Origin of the sequence: Micromonospora sp. NPDC005254, from assembly GCF_042872525.1 — a bacterium.
Taxonomy (GTDB): domain Bacteria; phylum Actinomycetota; class Actinomycetes; order Mycobacteriales; family Micromonosporaceae; genus Micromonospora.
This window is the reverse complement of the sequence record NZ_JBIAKM010000010.1, coordinates 245,775-268,992: the sequence shown is the minus strand read 5'-3', so window position 1 is coordinate 268,992 and position 23,218 is coordinate 245,775. Positions and strand designations below refer to the sequence as shown.

Genomic DNA, 23,218 nt, shown 5'->3' with positions numbered 1-23,218 from the left:
GGCCGGGCCGCTCCGATCGGGAGCGGCCCGGCCGGCCGTGTCGTCCGGCTCAGCCCATGTGCACGGCGTTGCCGGCGGGGATGTCCTCCTTGCGCACCTTCACCAGGACCAGGGTGACCAGCCCGGCGAGCACGATCAGGGCCGCGCCCCAGGCGAACGCCACGCGGTAGCCGTGCACGAGCGCCTCGACCTGGGTGACCGGGTTCGGCGCCCGGCCGACCAGGTACGCGGCCACCGCGCTGGTGTAGAAGGTGTTCAGCAGCGCGGTGCCCAGCGAGCCGCCGATCTGCTGCGTCGCGTTCAGCGTCGCGCTGGCCGCTCCGGCGTCGTGCTCCGGCACCCCGACCAGCGCGAGGCTGGACAGCGGCACGAAGGTGAAGCCGAGGCCCATGCCGAGGATGACCTGGGCGGGCAGCAGGAGGGTGAGGAACGAGGTGTCCACGTCGATCTGGGTGAGCGTCAGCATGGCCACGGCGGCGAGCACGGCGCCGCCGACCATCAGCGGCTTGGCACCCACCTTCGGCATCAGCTGGCTGGCGCCACCCGCCGCGATCAGCACGCCCGCGGTGACCGGCAGCGACGCGAGCCCCGCCTCGAGGGGCTTGTACTGCAACACCACCTGGAAGTAGAAGGTGAGGAAGAGGAACGCCCCGAACAGACCGGCGCCGATAAGCGTGGAGGCGAGGTACGCCCCGCCCCGGTTACGGTCCAGGATGATCCGCAGCGGCAGCAGCGGGTGGTTGGAGCGCAGCTCGATCACCACGAAGGCGGCCAGCAGCACCACACCGGCGGCGATGAAGCCGAGCGTCGCGGTGGCGTCCCAACCGTCCTCGGCGGCCTTGGTGAAGCCGTACACCAGGGAGACCAGGCCGGCGGTGACGACGACCGCGCCGGGCACGTCGTAGCGGGTGTTGCCGTGCGCCCGGCTCTCCGGCACCAGCGGGATCGCGAAGGCGATCGCCACGGCGGCGACCGGGATGTTGACCAGCAGGCACCAGCGCCAGTCGGCGTACTCGGTCAGCACGCCGCCGAGCAGCAGCCCGACCGCGGACCCACCGCCGGCGATCGCGCCGTACACGGCGAACGCCTTGGCCCGCTCCGTGGCCTCGGTGAACAGCACCGTGAGCAGCGCCAGCGCGGCCGGGGCGAGCAGCGCGCCGAAGGCGCCCTGCAACGCGCGGGCGGCGAACAGCATCTCGCCGCTGGTGGCCAGACCGCCCAGCGCGGACGCCAGCGCGAAGCCGACCATGCCGACGATGAACGTGCGCTTGCGACCCCAGTAGTCGGCGATCCGGCCGCCGAGCAGGAGCAGACCGCCGAAGGCCAGCGTGTAGGCGGTGATCACCCACTGCCGGTTCGCGTCGGTGATCCCCAGGTCCGCCTGGGCCTGCGGGAGCGCGATGTTCACGATCGTGGCGTCCAGGACGACCATCAGCTGTGAGACCGCGATGACCGCCAGCGCGATCCAGCGCCGCGGGTGCGGCGCGCCTGTCGACGTCCCGGCGCCGGGTGCGCCGGGGGCTGTCGAGGTGGTTCCGGGCATGGTGAAGCCTTCCGTGGTGCGGATGTCGAGGGATCAGGCCTGGGACGGGCGGTCGTGCTGGTAGCGGAGCACCGGGATCAGCACCTGGTCGACGACCTGGGTGAGGAACGCGTCGTCGGCGGGCAGGCCGTGCGCGACGACGCGGGACAGGGTGAGCGCGGGCGCCAGGTCGTGGAACAGCTCCCGTTCACCGGCATCCGGGGGGATCTCCCCGCGGGCGGCGGCGCGGACGAGGATGGCGGTGCTGGCCACCCGCCCGGCGGGCAGCACCTGGTGGCGTACCAGGCGTTCCAGCTCAGGGCTGCTCCGCATGGCGAAGGTCAGCGCCTGCATCAGGTCGCAGTCGGCGACGCAGATGGCTGCGGTGGCACGCAGCAGCTCGATCAGGTCGCCCCGCAGCGAGCCGGTGTCGGGCGGGTTGTGCACGCCGACCTGACGGTCGCGCAGGGCGGCGACGACCAGCTCGGCCTTGCCGTCCCACCGCCGGTAGATGGTGGCCTTGCTCACGTGTGCGCGGGCGGCGACGGCGTCGATGGTCATCCGGTCGTAGCCGACCTCGCGCAGCAGGTCGATCACCATGGTGAACAGGTCGCTGGACGTGCAGCGCGCGGCCCGGGCGGCCGGCACCCCGACGCCCGCGCTCACCTGCTGACCATCCAACACCCGAAGACCCCCCGCGAAACGATGTCGTACCGACCCTAGTTCGTTGCTGGCCGTTCCTGCAGGCTTTTATGAGGTGCGTCGCACCCGGCGGACGAAACGGTTACGTTTCTGTCCCACGTCGGGCGGATGAACCCCGTGGTCAGCTCCCGGTGGGCGCGAGGATCACCGGCACGGCCACGGTGTTGATCCGGGCGCCGTCGCGCGCGGACACCTCGTACACCTCGATCGTGCCGTGCTGCTCCCGGGCCGTGCGCCAACCGACCACCAGCCGGTAGGCGCCCCGGCAGCCACTGCCGCAACTGGCGGTGCCGAAGCCGGTGGCCACCTCCCGGCCGGCGGCGTCCAGCACCCGGATGCTCACCGTGGCCTCGAACACGTCGGCGGTGCCGGTGACGGTGAGGGGGGCGGTGACCCGCTCGCCGACGCTCGGGGCGGTCACCACGATCGGCGCGAGCAGGTCCGGGTAGTCGGCCCGGCCGACCGGTGCCCCGCCGGGGAAGCGGACCTGCCGGACGGTGGGGAACTGGGTGAGCGTCCACACCACCTGCGCCTCGCGCAGCCGCCGACGCTCCGCCGGGTCGTTGCCGGACGGAACGGGACCGAGCGTCGCCACGCCGTCGGTGATCCGGGTGACCTCGACACCGGCCGGCAGCAGGGTGACCATCCCGGTGGCGGCCTCGGCCGGCGTGGGCCCGGCGGCCAGTTCGGTCAGCGCGAGCCGGGACGTCGTGAGGGTGGCCGGCCGGGTGCGCCGGGTGGGGACGAGCAGGCCGTTTCGCACGTACCACAGCTCGATCGTCACCGGGTCCGCCCGGCGCGTGGCGGTGGCTGTCGGTGCCGGCGGACGCGGCGCGGTGCGGGTGGCCACCGGCGACTGTGGTGGCCCGGACGGCGGGGTGGGCGCGGAGGTCGGGCCTCCGGCGGGCGGGGTGCTGTGCGGCGGCGCGGTGGGCGCCGCGCCCAGGACGCCGGAGCGGGGCGTGCCGCACGCGCCGAGCAGGAGCGCGGCGACGAGCACCGGCACGCCGACCGCGCGCCACCCGCCGCGCCGGCGCACGCTGACCGCGCCGCGCCGGTTCACGCTGACCGTGCCGCGGCGGCTCATCCGTCACCGCCCGTCGGGCCGGCGGGCGCCGCCTCGGCGTCCTCGTCGAGGTGCCCCGCCGGGCGTGGCACGCCGCCGGGCGGCCCGTCCGGGCCGTACGCGGGCAGCTCCAGACGGAACCGGGCGCCGGCACCCGGCGCGCTGCGGACGCTCAGCACCCCGCCGAGCAGGGCGGCGTGTTCCCGGGCGATGGCCAGGCCGAGCCCGCTGCCCGGCGCGGAACGCGAGGCGTCGACCTTGTGGAACCGGTCGAACACGTGCGGCAGGTGCTCGGCGGGAATGCCCGGCCCCTGGTCGGTGACCTCGAAGACGACGAGCGCGCCCGCCCCGGTGACGGTCGCCCGGATCTCGCCGCCGCCGTGCTCGACCGCGTTGGTGACCAGGTTGGCCAGGACACGCTCCAGGCGACGCGGGTCCGTGCGCAGCGCGACCGGGTCGCCGGTGACCAGCACGCGCTCCGACCAGCCGCGCGCCGCGACGATCGTGCGCAGCAGCGCCGGCGCGTCCACCGGCTCGACGTTCGGCCGTTCCCGCCCTGCGTCCAGCCGCGAGATCTCCATCAGGTCCTCGACCAGGCGACGCAGGCGGACCACGTCGCCCACCAGCAGCCGGGCGGCCGGCCGGGCGTCGTCGGGCAGCCGGTCCAGCTGCTCGCGCAGCAGCGAGGCCGCGGCCACCAGTGCGGTCACCGGGGTACGCAGCTCGTGCGCCACATCGGCGGTGAACCGCCGCTCCCGGGCCTGCGCGGCCGACAGGGCGGCGATCTTCGACTCCAGCGCCTCGGCCATCTCGTTGAACGACGCCGCCCACACGCTGAACTCGTCGCGCCCGCGGACCGGCAGGCGGGTGGCGAGCAGCCCTTCGGTGAGCGCCCGGGCGGCGCGGCTGGCCCGACCCACCGGCTCCAGGGTGCGGCGGGCCAGGAGATGGCCCACCCCGGCGGCGACCAGCACGACGAGCACCCAGCCGGCCAGCAGTGCGGTGCGCACCTGACCCAGGTCGGCGGCGATGTCGTCCTCCACGGTGATCACGTACAGCTCCGCGGTCGAGCCGGGGATGCGTCCGCCGACCACCAGCAGTCGGGGTCGCTGGCCCGGCGCCGAGCGCTGGTAGGCGAGCTGCCCGTCGGCGACCGCGGCCCGCAGTCGAGTGCCCAGGGCGGGGGCGTACGCGGGATGGGAGGGGCGGGTCGGGCCGTCGACGAGGACGACGTGCCGGCCGCTGCCCTCGAAGCTGGCGAGCAGTTCGGTGCCGCGCTGCTCGGTCAGGGGCAGGAACTCACCGGCGAGCAGGAGCTGGTAGCGCGCGTCGGCGGCGGCCTCGTGCAGCGAGGCGTCCAACCAGGACTGTCGCAGCAGCACTCCCGCCCCACCGGCGAGCAGGCCGGCGGACACCCCGGCGACCAGCACGAACGCGATCGTCAGCCGGCGCCGCAGGCGGCCCGGCGCCACCGCTCGTCCGGCCATCGCCGACCTCCCGTCAGAGCGTGGACAGTTTGTAGCCGGCGCCGCGCACCGTACGGATGCGCCGTGGGTGCGCCGGGTCGTCCTCGACCTTGGCGCGCAGCCGCTGCACCGCCACGTCGACGAGCCGCGAGTCGCCCAGGAAACGGTGGTCCCAGACCAGGTCCAGCAGCAGTTCCCGGGTGAAGACCTGGCCGGGGCGTCGGGCCAGCTCCAGCAGCAGACGGAACTCGGTGGCGGTCAGGGTCACCTCGCGGCCGTCGCGGCGTACCACGAAGCCGCCCGGATCGATCTCCAAGTCGCCGACGGCGATGGTGTGCGACCCGGCCGGCGCGCTCGCCCGTCGCAGCACCGAGCGGACCCGCGCCACCAGCTCGGGCAGGTCGAAGGGTTTGCGCAGGTAGTCGTCGGCGCCGCATTCGAGGCCGACCACCACGTCGAGCGTGTCGGTGCGGGCGGTCAGCATGAGGATCGGCACCTGGCTCGTGCGCCGGATCTCCCGGCAGACCTCCAGGCCGTCCAGGCCGGGCAGCATGACGTCGAGCACGATCGCGTCGACCGGGTGCGCTCGCCAGGTCATGAGCGCCTGCCGCCCGTCGACGGCGGTGTCGACCCGGAAGCCGGCGCGACGCAGACCGAGGGCGGTGACCTCCCGGATGGAGGCGTCGTCCTCGACCACCAGCACGCGGCCCTCCACCACCTGAGGGTAGACCCGCCGCGACGCTGCGCAGCCCTGGCGAAACGGTCGGTGTCGGCGGCCCGGTCGGGTCCGGGGCACGGGAACGGTCGCCCGACCTCCGGCGGGTGATCCTCGATCTTGGCTACGGCTACCATCGGGTCGCCAACGCGATGGCCGTCGATGGCCAACCTGCTCCGGGCCGTCGCCACCCGCGTGACCAGTTCACCTGAGAGGACACGACGTGCAACGTCATGGCTGCGTGATCCGGCTTCGCCCGGAGCACCGGGAGACCTACCTGCGCCTACACGCCGAGGTCTGGCCGAGCGTCGAGAAGACGCTGCGCGAGGCGAACTTCCGCAACTACACCATCTTTCTCCACGACGACCTGCTCTTCGGCTACTACGAGTACGTCGGTGACGACTACGAGGCCGACCTGCGGTACATCGCCGCCGACCCGCAGACGCAAGAGTGGTGGAAGCTGACCGATCCGTGCCAGGAATCGCTCGCCGAACCCGGATCGGGGGACTGGTGGGCCCCGATGCGGGAGGTCTGGCACCTGGCCGACGAGGCGGCTGGAGAGGCACCCGAGCAGACCCCGGCGAGCTAGCTGTCCGTGGTCGGGTGTCGCGTTGGTGGCTGCGCACGATGCCCGCCTGGCCGTCCGCCTCGACGGGCGGGCGGACGGCCAAGCGGATCGCCCCACTGCGGCTCCACTCACCACTGGTGGGCGACGTCCAGCACGATGCGGCTGTGTGTGCCGGGGCCGGCGAGCGTGAACGTGCGGAACGGCAACCGAGCCCGTACGCCGACCGCGAAGGTGCTGTAGCCCTCGAAACTGCCGCCGAAGACGACGTCGCGCAGCGTTGAACAGCGCAGCAGGTTCGCGACGTGCTCGCCGACCGCGTAGGGCACGGTGCCCTGGTGTTCGGCGTCGTACGCCGGGGCCCGCAGCGAGACCCGCAGCAGCGCGCCCCCGGCGGTGTACGGCGAAAGCGCCAGCCCCTCGCCCTCGGTCCACGTCTCGCCGTAGCCGACCGCGTAACCGTCGACCGGTCCGGCGAACTCGAAGACCACCCGGTCGTAGCAGTCGTGCTGCCCGGTCCGTACGGCGACCAGCGGGGCGTCGCTCAGCGTGCCGGCCGACTTGTCCGCGCTGCCCCAGGTGATCCCGCAGGACGCCGACCCGGTCGTGGTGCCCGCCGCGGTGCTGCTGCCCGCGCTGGCGACCAGACCGGCGAGGACGACCGCCAACGCGGTAAGTGTGCTCCTGATCCTCATGGTGCTCTCTCCGCTCGATGCCGGGGTCACGTCGCGGCAGCGTTGCCGGTGACCCTCTGCCGTCACGGTCGCCCGCCCGCGGCACGTGAGCTTCGCCGCGGCGTAACCGCTGGGTAACAGTGGCCGGCGGCCGGCGGTCGCCGGCCGACCGCGGGGGAGTGCGTGCCCCTGCTCCGACCCGAGGTCGGGAAAGGCCCCGACCCGACGTGGCGGTGTCACCCACGCCGTCCCACAACGCGGTACTGTGCCTGGCAGTCGACACATTCGAGGTGGACCCGTGCCTACCGTCGTCGTCCTCGCGCTGACCCTCGCCCTCGCGCCCGCGCCGTCCCCGTCGGCCACCTCGGGCCCGGTCGGCGACATCCTCGGTGGCGTCGGCCGGGTCGTCGACGATCTGCTCGGCGGCCAGGGTGCGCCGAGTGCGACGCCGACGCCGAGCGTCAACCCCACCGCGACGTCCGCGCCGACCCGGCCACCAGCGACCGGCCAGCCCAGCCCGACCGAGCCCGGTGCGACCGCCGCGCCCGCCGGGTCGTCGGCCGGTGTCCGGGCTCCGGCCGCCCCCGGCCGCCCTGCCGGAGGCTCCGGCGCCGACGCCCACGATGTCGCCGTGCCCGTGCGCACCGTCGACACCCCGGCCCCCGAGGTCCCGCCGGCGCTCGCCAACCCCGCCCGCGGTGGCTGGCCGCCGGTGTCCTACCTGCTGGTCGCGGCCGTCCTGGCGGTGTTGGCACTGCTGCTCCTGCGTCGCCGCGCTTTCGACTTCTCCGCCGCTCCCGCGTCGGATCCCCCTCCCGCGTCGGATCCCGACCCGGGGCCGGATCCCGACCCCGGGCCGGACAATGTCCGCCGCCTGCCGACCAGCCTCAACGCCATCTACGAGCTGGGTCGGCTGGACGAGCGGCTCGAGCAGGAACGCCGCCGCCGCACCTGACGGACGGCCTCCCGGTCGTCGGGGTCAGTGCGCCGCGTAGGCGCCCTCGCGCCGTGGAATCTCGTCGTCGTACGCCCCGACCGGTCCGCGGTATCGGGTCGTGCCGTTCGGGTACGGCCAGGCCCCGGCGCGGCACCCGTGCAGGCCCAGCGTCTGCTGCTGCATCACCGGCGCCGGCCGGCCCCGCCCCGGGCAGCGCTCGTGACCGAACCCGAGTTTGTGCCCCACCTCGTGGTTGACCATGTACTGCCGATAGGTGGCCAGGCTCGCGCCGTAGTCCGGCACCCCCGTGACCCAGCGCGCCACGTTGAGGACCACCCGGGCGCCGTTGCGGCACGACGTGTAGCCGTCCGGCACGTCCTGGCAGAGGGTGTCGCGGGTGCCCGGGGTCGCCAGGTAGATCGTGAAGTCGGTGGGTTCGTTCGCGCCGACCCGGCGCAGCCGCCACGTCCCGTCCGCCGTCCACCCGCGAGGGTCGTTCAACGTCGCGGAGATCGCCGTGGCGATGTCGCCCACCCGCAGGCCCCGGATGTCGCGCTCCACGGCGACCCGGTAGCGCAGCAACCCGCCGGTGCTCCCGCCGCCACCCGTCGTCTCGGCCGCGGCCACCGACCAGCGGTTGCTGCCGGTGGCGGGATAGCTGACCGGCACGACCGTGGGCGCCGCCGGCGTGACACCGCCGCTCCCGGCCACTTCCGCCGGACGTCCCGTCGCGACCGGTCCCGCCGAGGGCAGGCCGGCGGGGTCCGGTCCGCTCGCGGCGCCACCGGCCGGTCCCTTCCCGGCGGCGGGCAGGCCACACCCGGTGAGCAGCGCTACGACCAGCAGCAACGCCACTGGGGGCAGATACCCCCGACGGGTAGCCTTCGTCGACATGTCTTTCTCCCCTCGCGTGCCGGTCCGCGGCGACGCGGGAGAGAAGACGGGTGAGCCCGGCAAAAGGTTGACGTCGCGAGGACTCAACCTTCGCGGAGCCTCGCCCGTCTGAAAGGGTGTGGCACGGGGGAGGGTTCGCGGTGGCGCGGGGTGACGCGGAGTTCGTCGAGTTCGCGCGGGCGGCGTCCGCGCGACTGGTGCACGCCGCGTTCCTGATGACCGGCGACCACCACCAGGCCGAGGACGCCGCGCAGACCGCGCTGGTGCGCACCTACGCGTCGTGGTCGCGAATCCACGACGACGACGCCTACGGGTACGCCCGTCGCACCCTCGTCAACCACCTGGTGGATCGGTGGCGGCGGCCGATGCGGGAGTACCCCACCGAGGAGGTGCCGGAACAGCGGCGTGGCGACGTGGCCGACGACGTGGCCACCCGGCGCTGGTTGGTCACCATCCTCGGCGCGCTCAGCCCTCGGGAGCGGGCCATCGTCGTGCTGCGCTACTACTTCGACCTGCCGGAGGCGCAGGTGGCCCGGGAACTCGCCGTATCCGTAGGCACCGTCAAGAGCACCAGCTCGCGAGCCCTGGAGAAGCTGCGCACGGCCGCGCCGCGCACGGCCGACGAGGAGGCCCGCCGATGAGCGAGCTGGACCGGCTCCGCCACGCCATGCGGGCGACCGAGCGCCCCGACGCCACGCTCGATCTGGCCACCGTCATGCGTGCGGGACGGCGGCTGCGGATCCGTCGGCGGGTCGCCGGGGGCGCGGCGGCGACGGTCGTGGCGGGGCTGGTCGCTGTCACCGTGGTGGCGGTCGGCGGGCCCGGGCCGACCGGTCCGGCGCCGACCGGTCCCGCACCGCCGGTCGCCGTCGCTCCGCCCTCGGCCGCTGCCACGGCATCGGCCGCGGCGTCGGCGTCGGCGTCGGGGGAGCCCACACCACCGCAGACGGTGGCCCCCGGGGTGCCAGGTCCGAAACCCCTGGGCAAGCTGATCGACACGGGGGTGCGGCACGGCGCCGACTGGCGGGTCTACTACGTCGTCGCGGTGTCGGTGCCCGGCGAGCCCAAGGTGACCATCGGGTTGGCCGCCGGTCGTCGCGCCCCCGACGGCACGTTGAGCACGGACATCCTGGTCAACGACGTCGAGGGCGCCGACCGCAGCCCCGGGTTCCACCAGATCGGCTACGACGAGCGCTCGTCGGCCGTGCCGGTGCCCACCTTCGGCTACTTCGTCGGCCCCGCCGAGCGGATCATCGGCACGGTGGGCGGTCGGCAGGTCGATGCCCGGGTGGCGCGCTGGAGCATCGACAAGCAGGTGGTGATCTTCTGGTTCGACCCGGCCACGCTGACGCCGGGGGAGCGCCTGGACGGCATCGTCGCCCGTGACCGCGGGGGCCGTCGGCTCTGAGGCGCTGGCGGTGACTCAGGCCGGGTCGGTCAGCCGGCGCTCGATGGTCACCGTCGTCCCCTCGCCGGTGGAGACCAGTCGTACGTCGCCGTAGGCGTTCATCAACAGTGCGCCCCGGCCCCGGTCCATGGCCGGCCGACGGTCCCGCCAGGTGCCGAAGTCGCGTACCGAGATCCGGACCCGGTCGGCACCCACCTGGAGCCGGACCCGCACCTCGGGGCGGCTGGGTCGTTGTGCGTGCTCGACGGCGTTGTTCATCGCCTCGGACGCGGCGAGCAGCAGATCCTGCAACACGTCCGTGTGGACGTCCAGCTCGTCCAACGCCAGCCGGACGTCCTGGCGCATGGCGGCCGCCGAGGTGGGCACGGACGGGTACGTCCACTCCGCGGCCAGGATGTTGCCGAGCCCGCCGTCGGCCGTGCCGACCACGGACCCGCCGGCCGGTTCTCCGTGGGCTGGTTCGGCGTTGGCCGGTTCCCCGCCGGCTGGTTCGGCGTTGGTTGGTTCGTCGTTGGCCGGTACGGCGGCGGCGCTCTCGACGGGTGCGCTCTCGGCGGGCTCCGCCACCGGCGGAGCGGGCGCGACGGCGATTGCCCCGGCCGGTCGCGTCGACCTCGGGGCGTCGGCCGCGCTCAGGCTGTCGTCGGCGGTCCGCGCGGTGGCGTCGTCGCCGGACGGGTCGGTGCGGGCGCGGCGGATGGCAGCCCGGACGCGGGCGATCAGCTCCGCGGCGGCGAACGGCTTCACCAGGTAGTCGTCGGCGCCGAGGCTCAGGCCCACCACGCTGGCCTCCTCGCCGGCCCGGGCGGAGAGCACCAGCACCGGCAGCGCCCGGGTCGCCGGGTCGGCGCGTAGTCGGCGTACCAGGTCGAAGCCGTCCAGCACCGGCATCATCACGTCGGTGAGCACGAGGTCCGGCGGGTCCCGGTGGATCGCGTCGAGGGCCTGCCGACCGTCGGTGACCGACCGCACCCGCCAGCCCTGACCGGCGAGCAGCCGACTCAGGTACGCGCGCATGTCGCTGTTGTCGTCGGCCACCAGGATCCGGGCGCCGGCCAACTCGTCGGCGGCCGGGCCGGGCGCCGCGGCGGGCTCGACGATGCTGCCGGCCGGGTCGGTCAGCCAGCCCACCGCTTCTGAAACGGCGGCGCGGGCCACGTCGCCCCGCCCGTTGAGTGCCGGCCCGGTCGTCACCGCGCGCCGCGCCGCCGACCACGGCAGGGCCACGGTGAAGGCGGTGCCGGCACCCACCTGGCTGGTCACCCGGACCTCGCCGCCCTCCAGCCGGGTCAGCTCGTGAACCAGGGCCAGGCCGATGCCGGTGCCCTCGTGGCTGCGCGAGCGCGTGCCCTGCACCCGGTGGAAGCGCTCGAAGAGCTTCGGCAGGTCCGCGTCGGCGATGCCGATTCCGGTGTCGGCGACGGTGAGGCGTACCTCGTCGTGGTCGGCGTCCACGGCGATCCGGATCCGGCCGATGAACGTGTACTTCAGGGCGTTGGACAGCAGATTGGTGACGATGCGTTCCCAGTTGACCGGGTCGACGGTGACCGGCCGGGGCAGCGGCGGGCAGTCGACCTCCAGAGCCAGGCCGGCCCGTTCCACGGCGGCCCGGAAGACGCTTGCCAGCTCCGCGGTGAGCGCGGCGAGGTCGACCTCGCGGGCGTCGCTGCGAGCCCGGCCGGCCTCCAGGCTGGAGAAGGTGAGCAGGCTGTTGACCAGGGTCAACAGCCGGGTGGCGTTGCGCCAGGCGGTCTCCACCCGCTCCCTTTGCCCGGGTGCCAGCGGCGCGGCGGTGTCGGCGAGCGCGTCGGCGAGCGGCCCGAGCATGAGGGTCAGCGGCGTACGGAACTCGTGGCTGACGTTGGTGAAGAAGGTGGTCTTCACCCGGTCCAGCTCGGCCAGCGTCTCGGCCCGGCGCCGCTCCTGCTCGTACTCCTTCGCGTTGCGTACCGCAATGGAGACCTGTTGGGTCAGCAGTTGGTAGAAGGAGCGGTACGCCTCGTCCAGCTTCCGGTTGGGGCTGACGCCGGCCAGCAGGACGCCGAGCGGCTGGTCCTCGGCGGCCGAGGGCAGCGGCAGTGCCAGCGCGGTGCGAGTGGCATCGCCCCACGGGCCGGCGGGCAGGGGCAGTCGATCCGCGACGCCCGTCACGTCGGTGGGCCGACCCTGCGCGGCGTCCGGGAGCGCCCAGGCGCGGGCCGCCGGGCTCGGGTCGGCCAGGTCGACGACGTCCGGCAGCGCCCCGGCCACCGTGGGGTGACCCGCGTCACCGCCCGCGCAGGCCGTCCGGCGCAGCAACGCGCCGTCGCGCAGGTAGATCGCGGCGAACGGCACGTCCAGTGGGTGGTCGCCGATCGCGTCGATCAGCCGGGCGCAGGTGGCCTCGACGTCGACGGTGCGCCCGTCGCCGCGCAGGCTCAGGTCGCGCAGCAGTCGCAGTCGCCGTTCGCCGACGACCTGCTCGGTGACCTCGCTGCACACCGTCAGCACGCCGACGGTGCGGCCGTCGTCGTCGCGGGCGGGGGCGTGCGAGACGCTGAAGTACGCCTCCTCGCGGTAGCCGGCGCGCTCCAGCAGGAGCTGCAGAGCGGGCACCCAACTGGCCACCCCGGTCGCCATGGCCTGCTGGATCAGGGGCGCGAGGACGTCCCAGCCCTCGGCCAGGGTCACCCGCACGTCGTCGCCGAGCGCGGCGGGGTGCTTGTCGCCGATCAGGGCGGAGTACGCGTCGTTGTAGAGCTGGGAGAGGCGGTCGCCCCAGAGCAGGAGCATGGGGTAACGGGAGGAGAGCACCACCCGTACGGCCGCACGGAGGCTCTGCGGCCAGCTCGACACCGCGCCCAGCGGGGTGTCGGCCCAGTTCAGCTCGGCCATCAACCGTCCGGTGTCACCGCCGTCGTCGAACAGGTCGGTGCGGGGTCGTGTCACGCTCGACCCGGCCTCATCGCTAAGCCCCCCGTTCCGGGCCCGACGACCCCTGCTGGCGTTACCTACCCATCCTGGCACCTCTACTCACCTGTGCCGACGTCGGTACCCATCGTCGAACCGGTGAGGGTTCGGGACGAACGTCCGATGCCGACGACATAGATCTCTGTAAGTGTCTCGGTTATCTCTCCAACCCCCGAGGAGCCCCCATGAGAGGCAGAACGCTGAGCGCGGGAATCGCGCTCACCGTGTTCACCGGGATGACGGTGACGCTGGCCGCCCAGCCGGTGACCGCGTCACCCTCCGCCCCGACGACAGCGGCCCGGCCGATCGCCGCGTCCGCCGCCGTCCTGGCGGCGCCGGACATCTCCGTCACCAACGTCCAGGCGCACCTGACCCAGCTCAACTCCATCGCCAGCAGCAACGGCGGCAACCGGCGGGCCGGCTCGGCCGGCTACACCGCCTCGGTCAGCTACGTGAAGAGCAAGCTCCAGGCCGCCGGCTACACCGTCAGCGAGCAGACCTGCTCCAGCTGCACGTACCCTTCGAACAACCTCATCGCCGAGTGGCCCGGCGGCCCGGCCGACCAGGTGGTGATGTTCGGCGCCCACCTTGACAGCGTCTCGGCCGGCCCGGGCATCAACGACAACGGCTCCGGCTCGGCCACCCTGCTGGAGAACGCGCTGGTCCTCGCCGCGCAGAACCCGACGATGACGAAGAAGGTCCGGTTCGCCTGGTGGACCGACGAGGAGCAGGGCCTGAACGGCTCCCGGTTCTACGTGAACTCGCTCAGCGCCACCCAGCGCGGCTACATCAAGGGCTACTACAACTTCGACATGGTCGGCTCGACCAACGGTGGCTACTTCATCAACCGGGTCACCTCCACGACGGCGGCGCCGCTGAAGGCGTACTGGGACTCGCTGGGGCTGCAACCGGAGGAGAACGTCGAGGGTCAGGGCCGCTCCGACGACTACTACTTCCAGCAGGCCGGCATCCCCACCTCCGGCTACGCCGCGGGCGCGAGCGCCCGTAAGACGAGCACCCAGGCGGCCAAGTGGGGCGGCACGGCCAACGCCGCCTACGACTCGTGCTACCACCGTTCCTGCGACACCACCGCCAACGTCAGCGCCACGGTGCTGAACCGGGCCGCGGACGGCGTCGCGTACGCGCTGTGGCAGCTCGCCGTGGGCGGCGGCACCCCGACCAACGACTTCTCGATCTCGGTCAGCCCGACCGCGCTCACCGTCGCCCGGGGCGCCAGCGCCACCGCCACGGTCGGCACCGCGACCACCGCCGGCTCCGCGCAGACGGTCAGCCTCACCGCGTCCGGGGCGCCCAGCGGGGTGAGCGTCTCCTTCAGCCCGTCGTCGGTGACCTCCGGCGGGTCGGCCACGCTGACCCTGACCGCGTCGGCCAGCGCCGCCACGGGCACCGTCACCGTCACGGTCACCGGCACCGGGTCGGTGACCCGGACGGCCAGCCTCACCCTCACGGTGACCGGCACCGGCGGCTGCGCCGGCGGGCAGGTGATCGGCAACGGTGGCTTCGAGAGCGGCAGCACGCCGTGGACCGCGTCCTCCGGCGTGATCACCAACTCCAGCAGCCAGCCGGCCCGGACCGGGTCGTACAAGGCGTGGCTCGACGGGTACGGCAGCGCTCACACCGACACCCTGTCCCAGTCGGTGACCGTGCCGGCCGGTTGCGCCAGCTACACGCTGTCGTTCTGGCTGCACGTCGACACCGCCGAGACCACCACCTCCACGGCGTACGACAAGCTGACCGTGCAGGTGGGCTCGACCACGCTGGCGACGTACTCGAACCTGAACGCCGCCAGCGGCTACGTACAGCGCACGTTCAACGTGGCCGGGTTCGCCGGGCAGACGGTGACCCTGAAGTTCACCGGCACCGAGGACTCGTCGCTGCAGACCAGCTTCGTGATCGACGACGTGACGTTGCAGGCCAGCTGAGGGCGTACCCGTCGAAGGGGGCCGCCGCCGGGATGATCCGGCGGCGGCCCGTCGCGTCCTGGGTCAGGGGAGCTGCGGGTAGAGCGCGGCGACCCCGCCGGCGAGCCCGGCCTGCACCTGCCGGCTGATCTCGTCGGTGACGATCTCGTACGCGTCGGCCTCGATGCCGTCGATGCCGATCCGGGCGATCGCCGCCGGGTCGGACTTCGGGGCGGTGACCCCGGCGGTCATCTCGGTGTCCATGTAGCCGACGTGCAGGCCGGCGACCCGGACGCCCCGCTCGGCGAGCTGCACGCGCAGGGCGTTGGTCATCGCCCACTCGGCCGACTTCGCGGCGCCGTACGCCCCGGCGTTGGGGAAGTTGACCCAGGACAGCACGGAGAGCACGTTGAGGATCGTCCCGCCGCCGTTGCCGGTGATGACCGGCGTGAACGCCCGGACCACCGACAGGGTGCCGAGGTAGTGGGTCTCCAGCTCCAGGCGGACGAGCGTGAGGTCGCCGTCGAGGAGGTCGGTTCCGGTGTCGATGCCGGCGTTGTTGATCAGCAGGTTCACGTCGCCGGCCAGCTTCGCGGCGGCGGTCACCGAATCGGGGTCGGTGATGTCCAGCCGGACCGGCGTCACGCCGGGCAGGTCGACGGAGTCGGGGTTGCGGGCGCCCGCGTAGACCGTCGCGCCCCGGGCGACGAGTTCGGCGGCGAGGTGTCGGCCGAAGCCCCGGTTGGCGCCGGTGACGAGGGCGGTGCTTCCAGCGATCTTCATGGGGGTGCTCCAGGTTCGTGGCTGGCCGAGATGGCGCGAGGTCGATTGCTGACCGGAACGCTATCCGGCTGACTTCTGTTGAGCAAAGTCAGCTATGTCACCGCGGGCACCCCGCGGATCGGGAATACGACCCGGACGCGGGCACGACCGCGGCGGTGACGACTCGTATCCTTTGCGCGAACCTCCGCACGAGCCGAGAAGGGAGACGGTGTGAGCAACCAGGCCGAGACGTTGGAGTTCCAGGCCGAGGCGCGTCAGCTCCTCCAGTTGGTGGTCCACTCGATCTATTCGAACAAGGACGTCTTCCTGCGGGAACTCATCTCGAACGCGTCCGACGCCCTGGACAAGCTGCGGCTGGCGACGCTCGTCGACAAGGATCTCGTCGCCGACACCGACGACCTGCACGTCGCCATCGAGGTCGACCGGGACGCCCGCACGCTTACCGTGCGGGACAACGGCATCGGGATGACCCGCGACGAGGTGGTCCGGCTGATCGGCACGATCGCCAAGTCCGGCACCGCCGAGCTGCTGCGCCAGCTGCGCGAAGCCTCCGACGCCCACGCCTCGCAGGACCTCATCGGCCAGTTCGGCGTCGGCTTCTACGCCGCGTTCATGGTCGCCGACCGGGTCACCCTGCTGACCCGCAAGGCCGGCGAGACCGGCGGCACCCGCTGGGAGTCCACCGGCGAGGGCACGTACTCGATCGAGGCGGTCGACGAGGCGCCGCAGGGCACCACGGTGACCCTGCACCTCAAGCCGGTCGACACCGAGGACAACCTGCACGACTACACCGCCGAGTGGACCATCCGCGAGATCGTCAAGCGGTACTCCGACTTCATCGCGTGGCCGATCCGGATGCGCGTCGAGCGTCCCGGCGCCGACGGCGAGGCCGCCACCAGCGAGGTGCAGACCCTCAACTCCATGAAGGCGCTCTGGGCCCGGCCCCGCGACGAGGTCGACGCCGCCGAGTACAACGAGTTCTACAAGCACGTCAGCCACGACTGGGCCGACCCGCTCGAGGTCGTGCACATGAAGGGCGAGGGCACCTTCGAGTACGAGGCGCTGCTGTTCCTGCCCAGTCACGCCCCGCTGGACCTCTTCTCCCCGCAGGGCCGGCGCGGCGTGCAGCTCTACGTCAAGCGCGTGTTCATCATGGACGACTGCGAGGCGCTGGTCCCCACCTACCTGCGCTTCGTCAAGGGCGTCGTCGACGCGCACGACCTGTCGCTGAACATCTCCCGCGAGATCCTCCAGCAGGACCGGCAGATCCAGATCGTCCGCCGCCGCCTGGTCCGCAAGGTCCTCGCCACGGTCAAGGACCTCAAGGCCAACCACCCCGAGCGCTACCGCACCTTCTGGACCGAGTTCGGCGCCGTGGTCAAGGAAGGGCTGATCGACGACACCGACAACCGGGACTCCCTGCTGGAGATCCTGTCGGTCGCCTCCACCCACGACGCGGCGGAGCCCACCGACCTGGCCGGCTACGTCGCGCGCATGAAGGACGGCCAGAGCGACATCTGGTACGCCACCGGCGACTCCCGCGCCACCATCGAGAACTCCCCGCACCTGGAGGCGTTCCGGGCCAAGGGCCACGAGGTGCTGCTGCTCACCGACCCGGTCGACGAGGTGTGGGTCGAGCGGGTCGGCGAGTACGACGGCCGGCCGCTGCGCTCGATCGCCAAGGGCCAGGTCGACCTGGACACCGACGAGGAGAAGCAGCAGGCCGAGGCCGAGCGCGAGCAGCAGCGGCAGGAGTTCGCCGCGCTGGTGGAGTGGCTGGGCACCACCCTCGCCGACAGCGTCCGGGAGGTCCGCCTCTCGTCGCGGCTGACCACCTCACCGGCCTGTGTGGTGGGCGACGCGCACGACCTCACGCCGACGCTGGAGAAGATGTACCGGGCGATGGGGCACGACGTCCCCTCGGCCAAGCGCATCCTGGAGATCAACCCCGGCCACCCGCTGGTCACCGGGCTGCGCAAGGCCCACGAGCAGGGCGACTCCACCGAAACCCTGACCGAGACCGCCGAGCTGCTGTACGGCCTGGCGGTGCTCGCCGAGGGCGGTGAGCTGGCCGACCCGGCCCGGTTCACCCGTACGCTCGCCGATCGGCTGGCGCGCACCCTGTAGCCGTTCGACCCCTCCGGCCGGCGGGTCGCCCGATCAGCGGGCCCCGCCGGCCGGTCCGGTTGCGTTGGCGTCCGCCAGCCGACGGCGGACCCCCTCGGCGTCCGGGTGCCCGAGTTCGTCGAGGATGCCCAGCGCCGTCCGCCAACTCCGCGCCGCTTCCGCCGGGTCGCCGACGTCGGCCAACGCCTCCGCGAGGTGCGTCAGCGTGTCCGCCTCGTAGTACCGGTCCCGGAACTCCCGGTACAGCTCAACCGCGTGCCGGTACGCGGCCACCGCCTCCGCGGGTCGTCCCGCGCGGTGCTGCGCGTAGCCGAGGGTGTCCCAGGTGGGCGCCTGGCCCTGCCGGTCGTCGAACTCGCGCAGCAGCTCCAGCGCCTGCTGGCACGCCTCCACCGCGGCGTCGTGCGCGCCGAGCTGGGCCCGATACCAGCCGACCGCGTTCAACGCCATCGCCTGCCCGTAGCGGTGGCCCGCCTCGCGGTACAGCGCCAACGCCGCCTCGGCATGCTCGACCACCTCGGCACGCCGGCCTTCCCGGTCGGCCACCTCGGCGAGGTCGAGGCAGGTGTGCCCCTGGTTGGCCGGGTCGCCCAGCTCGCGGAACAGCTCCAGCGCCCGCTGGAGCTGACCGGGCGCCTCGTCGAGCCGACCCAGGCGGGCGTGCGCCCGGGCCAGGCTGCGGTGCGCGTGCGCCTGCCCGGCCACCTCGCCGCCGCGCCGCGCCGCCGCCAGCGCCGTACGCTGCACCGCCAACTGGTCGTGCCAGCCGCCCTGCCGGTCCAGGAAACTGGTCAGGCTCCAGGCCAGCTGCCAGGCGTGTCGGTCGAACCCGCTGGCGGCGCATCGTTCGACAAGCGCGATCAGCACGTCGCGCTCGCGCGTGAACCAGGCCACCGCCTCGTCATGGTCGCCGAACTTCTCCGCCCGGACGCCGGCGACGGCCGGGGCGAGGGTGATCGGATCCCAGTGCGGGTGCAGCAGCACGGCGGCGCCGTGCGCGCTGTGCAGGTAGTGGTCGAAGAGCCGGCCGCGCGCCTCGGCCCGGTCGCCGGCCGGATCGTGTTCGGCGGACAGCTCGGCCGCGAAGGCCCGCAACAGGTCGTGCATCGCGTACCGGTCCGGGCCGCGCTCCAACACCAGATGCGCGTCGGCCAGCTCGGCGAACGCCGCCCGGACGGCCCGTCGACCGCCGCCGGCGAGACTGACCGCGGCCGCCGTACTCACCGTCACGTCCGTACTTCCCCCGACCAGCCGGAACAGCCGCGCGGTCGACGCCGACAACAGCCGGTACGACCAGGACAGCGCCCCCCGCACACTGCTCTCGTGCTCTCCGGTGTCCAGTCCGTCCAGCCGGCCGTCGGCCCGGAGCTGCGCGCCCAACTCGGTCAGGGGCAGCTGGGGCCGGACCACCGCCCGGGCCGCCACCACGACCAGGGCCAGTGGCAGCCGGTCGCAGAGTCGGACCAGCTCGTCGACGGCGGCCCGCTCGACCCTCGCCCGCGCCCCGATCCGCGTGTAGAGCAGGGCCTGCGCGTCCTCGGCGGTGAGCAGATCCAGCACGACCGCCTCGGCGCCCTCGGTGGCCACCAGCCCGGTGAGCCGATCCCGGCTGGTCACCAGCACCAGGCAGCCGGCGGCGCCCGGCAGCAGCGGCCGGACCTGCGCCGCGTCCCGGGCGTTGTCGAGCAGCACCAGCATCCGCCGACCGGCGAGCAGACTCCGGTACAGCGCGGTCTGTGCCTGCTCATCCGCCGGCACCTTCCGCGGCGGCACCCCGAGCGCGGCCAGGAAACCCCGGACCACCTGCTCCGGGCTGCGCACCACACCGCTGTGGCTGTAGCCCTGCAGGTTGGCGTAGAGCTGCCCGTCGGGGAAGTGTCCGGCGGCCCGGTGCGCCCAGTGCACGGCGAGCGCCGTCTTGCCCACCCCGCCCGCCCCGGAGAGCACCGCCAGCGGGACCGCCCCGGGTTGCGCCTCGGCGGACGCCCGCAGCGCGTCCAGACGAGCCAGCTCCGGACCGCGCCCGGCGAAACCCCGGACATCCGACGGCAACTGCGCCGGGATCGGGCGCTCCGGGTGCGGCCTGGCGACGAGGCCCGCTCCGGTGGGGGCGGGGGACGGTCCGGGAGTGGGCACGGTGATCTCACCGCGCAGGATGGCCTGGTGCAGCTGGCGGAGCTCGACGCCCGGGTCCGCGCCGAGCGCGTCGGCGAGCCGGTCCCGCAGCCGGGCGTAGTACGCCAGCGCCTGTGCGCCGCGACCGGCCGCGGCCAGCGCGTGCAGCAGCACGGCGGCGACCGGTTCGTCCAGGGGGTGGTCGTCGGCGAGCCGGGTCAGCGGGTCGATGACCGCTTCCGGCTCGCCCCGCCGCAGCAGGCCGCGGGCCCACTGCACGGCGGTGTCGGTGTGCCGGCGGTGCCAGTCCTGCCGGACCCGGGCCGCCCACTCGCCGGGCAGCCCGGCCAGCGGCTCGCCGCGCCACAGCTCCAGCGCCCGGCGCAACAGCTCCACCCGCTCGGGGTCGTCGTCAACCAGTCCATCGGCCCGGTGTCGCAGCACGTCGAAGTGCGGGCCGTCCACTGTCTCCGGTGGCTGGTCCAGCAGGTACCCGCCGGAGCGTCGTACCAGCGCGTCCGGTGCGCCCGCGTCGGCCAGCACGCGGCGGAGCCGGGCGAGGTAGACGTGCAGGTTGTGGCGAACCCTGGGCGGTGGCGTGTCGCCCCAGACCCGGTCCACCAGCGACTCCACGTGGACCGGTCGGCCGACGTCGACCGCCAGCGCGGCCAGGACGGCGCGCTGGCGGGCTGCTCCGGCGTCGACCAGGCGGCCGTCCGCCCAGACCTCGACCGGCCCGAGGACCCGAATCTCCATGAACCGCCGCTCGCCGCATCGCCAGTCGGACAATCCGCCGACGGACGGCCGGATTGAGGTTCCGGCAGGAATTCGTCGACCTGCCGCGCAGATCATCGTTGGCACAGCGGCATCAATCAATGCGATGTCGGCAATTCGACTCACGGCCTGTTCCGGTCGTGACGACACCGGAGGTCACCATCGTGCGAAGTGCTCTGCGAAGGTTCACGTCCGCCCTGCTTGGCGTGGTTGCCGTGGGCGCCGCGCTCGGCGTCGCCCCGAGCCCGGCCCAGGCCAACTACGCCTGCCCCTCGGGTCTGCTCTGCCTGTACGCCGGGACCAACTTCAGCGGGGACATCTTCCTGCTCGACGGGCCGTACAACGGCTGCAACGACGTCGGGCTGCCCTCGTACTTCCGCAACAGGACCCAGTCGATCATCAACAACCGACCGTCCGGCACCGTCTCCACCTTCTGGGACAACGCCAACGCCACCGGCCTGCTCGGCTACCAGCACGCCTACGGCTACCGGGCGAACCTGGCGTACGACTCGGCCGCGATCGGGGGGAACTGGAACCAGCGGATCGAGGCGGTCCGGGTCTGCTGATCCGCGGACCGAAGCGGGCAGGGGGGTGCACGACGGCGCCGGTCGGAATTCCACGGGGGACTCCGACCGGCGCCGTCACGCGGCTCAGCCCGGGTAGTAGCAGACGTTCGGGATGACCGGGCCGCCGTTGACCCCGAAGATCGCGAAGCCCATGTACGCCCGGGTCTGCGGGCCGTACTCGCCGTCCTCGGCGATGTTCGCGTACACGATGTCTTCGTTGATCTTGTGTTGGGCGTACCGGACGGCGTCGCGGGTCTTCGGGCCGTAGTTGCCGTCGAGGCTCAGTGACCGCGAGTAGCAGTTGTTCAGCGCCTCCTGAAGCACCAGCACCGCCGAGCCCGAGTGGCCGTAGGTGAGATAGCACTGTTTGTTCCCGGTCTGCCAACCGATGGTCGGCACGTGCATGTCCGCGCCGCCCGGATAGCCGCCGACCCGGTAGAAGGTCAGGCTGGTGCAGGGGCTGGACGCGTGCGCGGCGGTCGGTGCGAGCAGGGTCAGGCCGGCGCTGGCCAGGACGGTCACGAGGGTGGCGGCGGCGCTGCGGCGGCCGATGCGGCTCCGGTGGATCGGCATGCTCTCCTCCTGGGAAGGTTGCCGGGGTCGACCCGGTGTGCTTCCGAGCATCGCGGCCGTCGATCTATGGTTTCCTGCCCGAACGTCAATTCCCAGGAGCGCCGATGCCCGTCGACGCCGTGATCTTCAGCGGGCAGGGACCGCACGCCGAGCTGGCGTGCCACGATCGGCGCCTCCTGGGAGCACGGCCGCTCCCACCACCCGCCGATCGGCCCGTTCCTCACCTCGAACTGCTCCGTCGCACCATCGCCTGGCTGCGTACGGGCGGTGACATCCGGGCCTGATCGGAATCGGTCCATGATGGTCGGTGCACAGCCGCGCGTGGTCCGCAACCGCTGGCAGAGGCGCCACGCGTGCGCCGGTGAACAAGTTCACAAGCGTTGGGCGAGGGTCACCGACCGTGCCTACCGTCGATCGAGTCCACCACCGTGGACGCCACGACCGGCAACGCCAAATCCTGCCCCCGGTCGTCGGATACCAGAACCCCGGGCAGGAGCGGGGGACCCACGTTCCTCGGTGCATGTCACCTCGGGGTGAAGCCGCCACCGCGCGGCCGGGCTCCTCGGCCCGAACCCGACAGCTCACCTCGCCGGCGTGGAGGAACCACACATGACGTCTGTCCACACGCCCCGTCATCGACGGGTCACCACCCGCCGCGTCGCCGTCGGCACCCTGGCCGTCGGCGCGATCACCGGCGCCGTCGCCCTCTTCGGCCCCGCGGCCCCGGCCCAGGCCGGTGTCAACTGGGACGCGATCGCCAAGTGCGAGTCCGGCGGCAACTGGAAGATCAACACCGGTAACGGCTACTACGGCGGGTTGCAGTTCTCCCAGGGCACCTGGGCCGGCTACGGCGGCAAGAAGTACGCCGCCCGTGCCGACCTGGCCAGCCGCGGCGAGCAGATCGCCATCGCCGAGAAGGTGCTCGACGGGCAGGGCATCGGCGCGTGGCCGACCTGCGGCCGCAAGGGCGGCTCGTCGGGCGGCTCCGCCACGAAGTCCTCGACGAAGTCGACCGCGAAGTCGTCGAAGTCCACCGCCCCGAAGGACCGGTCCACCGCCCCGAAGGACCGGTCCACCGCCCCGAAGGAGCGGTCGTCGCGCGGCGACCAGCCGGCGACCCGCAACCACGAGCGCACCGCCCCGGCGGCCAGCGGCGACACGTATGTGGTCAAGCCGGGGGACACCCTGTCGGAGATCGCCGACAGCCACCGCCAGGCCGGCGGCTGGCAGGCCCTGTACGAGCGCAACCGGCAGCTGATTGGCGCCGACCCGGGTCTGATCCTCCCGGGCCAGCGGCTCAGCCTGTAAGAGCACCAGCAGCGGGGGGGGGGGGGGGGCGGGGGGGGGGGGGGGGGGCGGGGGGGGGGGGGGGGGGGGGGGGGGGGCGGCGCCGGGGGGGGGGGGGGGGGGCGGGGGGGGGGGGGGGCGCCGGCCCCCCCCCCGCCGCGGCGCGGTCAGTT

20 protein-coding genes and 1 riboswitch are annotated in these 23,218 nt (G+C 73.3%); of the genes, 9 read left to right on the top strand and 11 right to left on the bottom strand.

Translation table 11 applies throughout. From position 1 onward, the window contains the following. Nucleotides 1-49: 49 nt before the first annotated feature. The 5 genes from ACFYPR_RS28290 to ACFYPR_RS28270 form a co-directional block, all read right to left on the bottom strand. On the bottom strand, nucleotides 50-1,543 hold the full coding sequence (locus ACFYPR_RS28290) for an MFS transporter (RefSeq protein WP_354863099.1): 1,494 nt from the start codon (nucleotides 1,541-1,543) through the stop codon (nucleotides 50-52). A 33-nt stretch (nucleotides 1,544-1,576) separates the two neighbouring features. Then, complete coding sequence (locus tag ACFYPR_RS28285; RefSeq protein WP_387263397.1) at nucleotides 1,577-2,188, bottom strand: TetR/AcrR family transcriptional regulator; 612 nt, start codon at nucleotides 2,186-2,188, stop codon at nucleotides 1,577-1,579. A 157-nt stretch (nucleotides 2,189-2,345) separates the two neighbouring features. Next, complete coding sequence (locus tag ACFYPR_RS28280; protein ID WP_387263394.1) at nucleotides 2,346-3,311, bottom strand: Gmad2 immunoglobulin-like domain-containing protein; 966 nt, start codon at nucleotides 3,309-3,311, stop codon at nucleotides 2,346-2,348. Next, nucleotides 3,308-4,777 carry an ATP-binding protein gene (locus ACFYPR_RS28275; RefSeq protein ID WP_387263391.1) on the bottom strand — a complete coding sequence of 490 codons (1,470 nt, stop codon included), beginning with the start codon at nucleotides 4,775-4,777 and terminating at the stop codon, nucleotides 3,308-3,310. Before ACFYPR_RS28275 ends, ACFYPR_RS28280 begins: the two co-directional genes overlap by 4 nt. A 13-nt stretch (nucleotides 4,778-4,790) precedes the next feature. Beyond that, a complete protein-coding gene (locus ACFYPR_RS28270) occupies nucleotides 4,791-5,471 on the bottom strand; it encodes a response regulator transcription factor (protein WP_354863091.1) in 681 nt (226 codons plus the stop codon). Nucleotides 5,472-5,712: 241 nt separating this feature from the next. Here ACFYPR_RS28270 and ACFYPR_RS28265 point away from each other — a divergent pair, with 241 nt between their 5' ends. Next, a complete protein-coding gene (locus ACFYPR_RS28265; protein ID WP_354863089.1) occupies nucleotides 5,713-6,060 on the top strand; it encodes an L-rhamnose mutarotase in 348 nt (115 codons plus the stop codon). Between the two features lie 107 nt (nucleotides 6,061-6,167). Here the strand turns inward: ACFYPR_RS28265 and ACFYPR_RS28260 are convergent, their stop codons facing one another. Continuing rightward, a complete protein-coding gene (locus ACFYPR_RS28260) occupies nucleotides 6,168-6,731 on the bottom strand; it encodes a hypothetical protein (protein ID WP_354863087.1) in 564 nt (187 codons plus the stop codon). A 277-nt stretch (nucleotides 6,732-7,008) separates the two neighbouring features. Between ACFYPR_RS28260 and ACFYPR_RS28255 the strand changes: the two genes are divergently transcribed. Next, nucleotides 7,009-7,665 (top strand): hypothetical protein, encoded by a 657-nt coding sequence (locus ACFYPR_RS28255; RefSeq protein ID WP_387263388.1) that lies wholly within the window; start codon nucleotides 7,009-7,011, stop codon nucleotides 7,663-7,665. A 24-nt stretch (nucleotides 7,666-7,689) separates the two neighbouring features. Here ACFYPR_RS28255 and ACFYPR_RS28250 read toward each other — a convergent pair whose 3' ends face one another. After that, a complete protein-coding gene (locus tag ACFYPR_RS28250; RefSeq protein WP_387263387.1) occupies nucleotides 7,690-8,541 on the bottom strand; it encodes a DUF3152 domain-containing protein in 852 nt (283 codons plus the stop codon). Nucleotides 8,542-8,681: 140 nt separating this feature from the next. Here ACFYPR_RS28250 and ACFYPR_RS28245 point away from each other — a divergent pair, with 140 nt between their 5' ends. Together ACFYPR_RS28245 and ACFYPR_RS28240 are read left to right on the top strand one after the other, a co-directional pair. Beyond that, entirely contained in the window at nucleotides 8,682-9,182 is a 501-nt protein-coding gene (locus ACFYPR_RS28245) for a SigE family RNA polymerase sigma factor (protein WP_354862204.1), read from the top strand. After that, nucleotides 9,179-9,949 carry a hypothetical protein gene (locus tag ACFYPR_RS28240; protein WP_387263384.1) on the top strand — a complete coding sequence of 257 codons (771 nt, stop codon included), beginning with the start codon at nucleotides 9,179-9,181 and terminating at the stop codon, nucleotides 9,947-9,949. The genes ACFYPR_RS28245 and ACFYPR_RS28240 overlap by 4 nt, the downstream gene beginning before the upstream one ends. 15 nt (nucleotides 9,950-9,964) lie before the next feature. Here the strand turns inward: ACFYPR_RS28240 and ACFYPR_RS28235 are convergent, their stop codons facing one another. Continuing rightward, entirely contained in the window at nucleotides 9,965-12,877 is a 2,913-nt protein-coding gene (locus ACFYPR_RS28235) for an ATP-binding protein (RefSeq protein WP_387263381.1), read from the bottom strand. A gap of 206 nt (nucleotides 12,878-13,083) precedes the next feature. Here ACFYPR_RS28235 and ACFYPR_RS28230 point away from each other — a divergent pair, with 206 nt between their 5' ends. Next, entirely contained in the window at nucleotides 13,084-14,841 is a 1,758-nt protein-coding gene (locus ACFYPR_RS28230; protein ID WP_387182697.1) for a M28 family peptidase, read from the top strand. A 63-nt stretch (nucleotides 14,842-14,904) separates the two neighbouring features. Here the strand turns inward: ACFYPR_RS28230 and ACFYPR_RS28225 are convergent, their stop codons facing one another. Then, on the bottom strand, nucleotides 14,905-15,603 hold the full coding sequence (locus ACFYPR_RS28225; RefSeq protein WP_355136844.1) for an SDR family oxidoreductase: 699 nt from the start codon (nucleotides 15,601-15,603) through the stop codon (nucleotides 14,905-14,907). A 210-nt stretch (nucleotides 15,604-15,813) separates the two neighbouring features. Here ACFYPR_RS28225 and htpG point away from each other — a divergent pair, with 210 nt between their 5' ends. Then, entirely contained in the window at nucleotides 15,814-17,730 is a 1,917-nt protein-coding gene (gene htpG, locus ACFYPR_RS28220; RefSeq protein WP_355136846.1) for a molecular chaperone HtpG, read from the top strand. Nucleotides 17,731-17,763: 33 nt separating this feature from the next. Here htpG and ACFYPR_RS28215 read toward each other — a convergent pair whose 3' ends face one another. After that, entirely contained in the window at nucleotides 17,764-20,601 is a 2,838-nt protein-coding gene (locus ACFYPR_RS28215) for a BTAD domain-containing putative transcriptional regulator (RefSeq protein WP_387263377.1), read from the bottom strand. A 182-nt stretch (nucleotides 20,602-20,783) separates the two neighbouring features. Here ACFYPR_RS28215 and ACFYPR_RS28210 point away from each other — a divergent pair, with 182 nt between their 5' ends. Then, nucleotides 20,784-21,185: a peptidase inhibitor family I36 protein gene (locus ACFYPR_RS28210; RefSeq protein WP_354863346.1), complete on the top strand. Its 402-nt coding sequence runs from the start codon at nucleotides 20,784-20,786 to the stop codon at nucleotides 21,183-21,185. Between the two features lie 84 nt (nucleotides 21,186-21,269). On the opposite strand, the gene ACFYPR_RS28205 is transcribed toward ACFYPR_RS28210, so the two are convergent. Beyond that, nucleotides 21,270-21,758: a peptidoglycan-binding domain-containing protein gene (locus tag ACFYPR_RS28205; RefSeq protein ID WP_354863347.1), complete on the bottom strand. Its 489-nt coding sequence runs from the start codon at nucleotides 21,756-21,758 to the stop codon at nucleotides 21,270-21,272. 104 nt (nucleotides 21,759-21,862) lie between these two features. On the opposite strand from ACFYPR_RS28205, the gene ACFYPR_RS28200 reads away from it, so the two are divergent. After that, nucleotides 21,863-22,042 (top strand): hypothetical protein, encoded by a 180-nt coding sequence (locus ACFYPR_RS28200; protein ID WP_355136850.1) that lies wholly within the window; start codon nucleotides 21,863-21,865, stop codon nucleotides 22,040-22,042. Between the two features lie 181 nt (nucleotides 22,043-22,223). Continuing rightward, nucleotides 22,224-22,368, top strand: a riboswitch (cyclic di-AMP (ydaO/yuaA leader). Continuing rightward, nucleotides 22,368-23,066, top strand: coding sequence for a transglycosylase family protein (locus tag ACFYPR_RS28195; protein WP_387263374.1), 699 nt, complete (start codon nucleotides 22,368-22,370; stop codon nucleotides 23,064-23,066). It overlaps the preceding riboswitch by 1 nt. Nucleotides 23,067-23,218 lie beyond the last annotated feature (152 nt).

What these genes read in the sequence shown, in the direction of transcription:
- ACFYPR_RS28260 (WP_354863087.1), bottom strand. Translation starts at nt 6,731, where the DNA reads ATGAGGATCAGGAGCACACTTACCGCGTTGGCGGTCGTCCTCGCCGGT.
- ACFYPR_RS28200 (WP_355136850.1), top strand. Translation starts at nt 21,863, where the DNA reads ATGCCCGTCGACGCCGTGATCTTCAGCGGGCAGGGACCGCACGCCGAG.
- ACFYPR_RS28225 (WP_355136844.1), bottom strand. Translation starts at nt 15,603, where the DNA reads ATGAAGATCGCTGGAAGCACCGCCCTCGTCACCGGCGCCAACCGGGGC.
- ACFYPR_RS28230 (WP_387182697.1), top strand. Translation starts at nt 13,084, where the DNA reads ATGAGAGGCAGAACGCTGAGCGCGGGAATCGCGCTCACCGTGTTCACC.
- ACFYPR_RS28195 (WP_387263374.1), top strand. Translation starts at nt 22,368, where the DNA reads ATGACGTCTGTCCACACGCCCCGTCATCGACGGGTCACCACCCGCCGC.
- ACFYPR_RS28250 (WP_387263387.1), bottom strand. Translation starts at nt 8,541, where the DNA reads ATGTCGACGAAGGCTACCCGTCGGGGGTATCTGCCCCCAGTGGCGTTG.
- ACFYPR_RS28240 (WP_387263384.1), top strand. Translation starts at nt 9,179, where the DNA reads ATGAGCGAGCTGGACCGGCTCCGCCACGCCATGCGGGCGACCGAGCGC.
- ACFYPR_RS28205 (WP_354863347.1), bottom strand. Translation starts at nt 21,758, where the DNA reads ATGCCGATCCACCGGAGCCGCATCGGCCGCCGCAGCGCCGCCGCCACC.
- ACFYPR_RS28215 (WP_387263377.1), bottom strand. Translation starts at nt 20,601, where the DNA reads ATGGAGATTCGGGTCCTCGGGCCGGTCGAGGTCTGGGCGGACGGCCGC.
- ACFYPR_RS28290 (WP_354863099.1), bottom strand. Translation starts at nt 1,543, where the DNA reads ATGCCCGGAACCACCTCGACAGCCCCCGGCGCACCCGGCGCCGGGACG.
- ACFYPR_RS28280 (WP_387263394.1), bottom strand. Translation starts at nt 3,311, where the DNA reads ATGAGCCGCCGCGGCACGGTCAGCGTGAACCGGCGCGGCGCGGTCAGC.
- ACFYPR_RS28275 (WP_387263391.1), bottom strand. Translation starts at nt 4,777, where the DNA reads ATGGCCGGACGAGCGGTGGCGCCGGGCCGCCTGCGGCGCCGGCTGACG.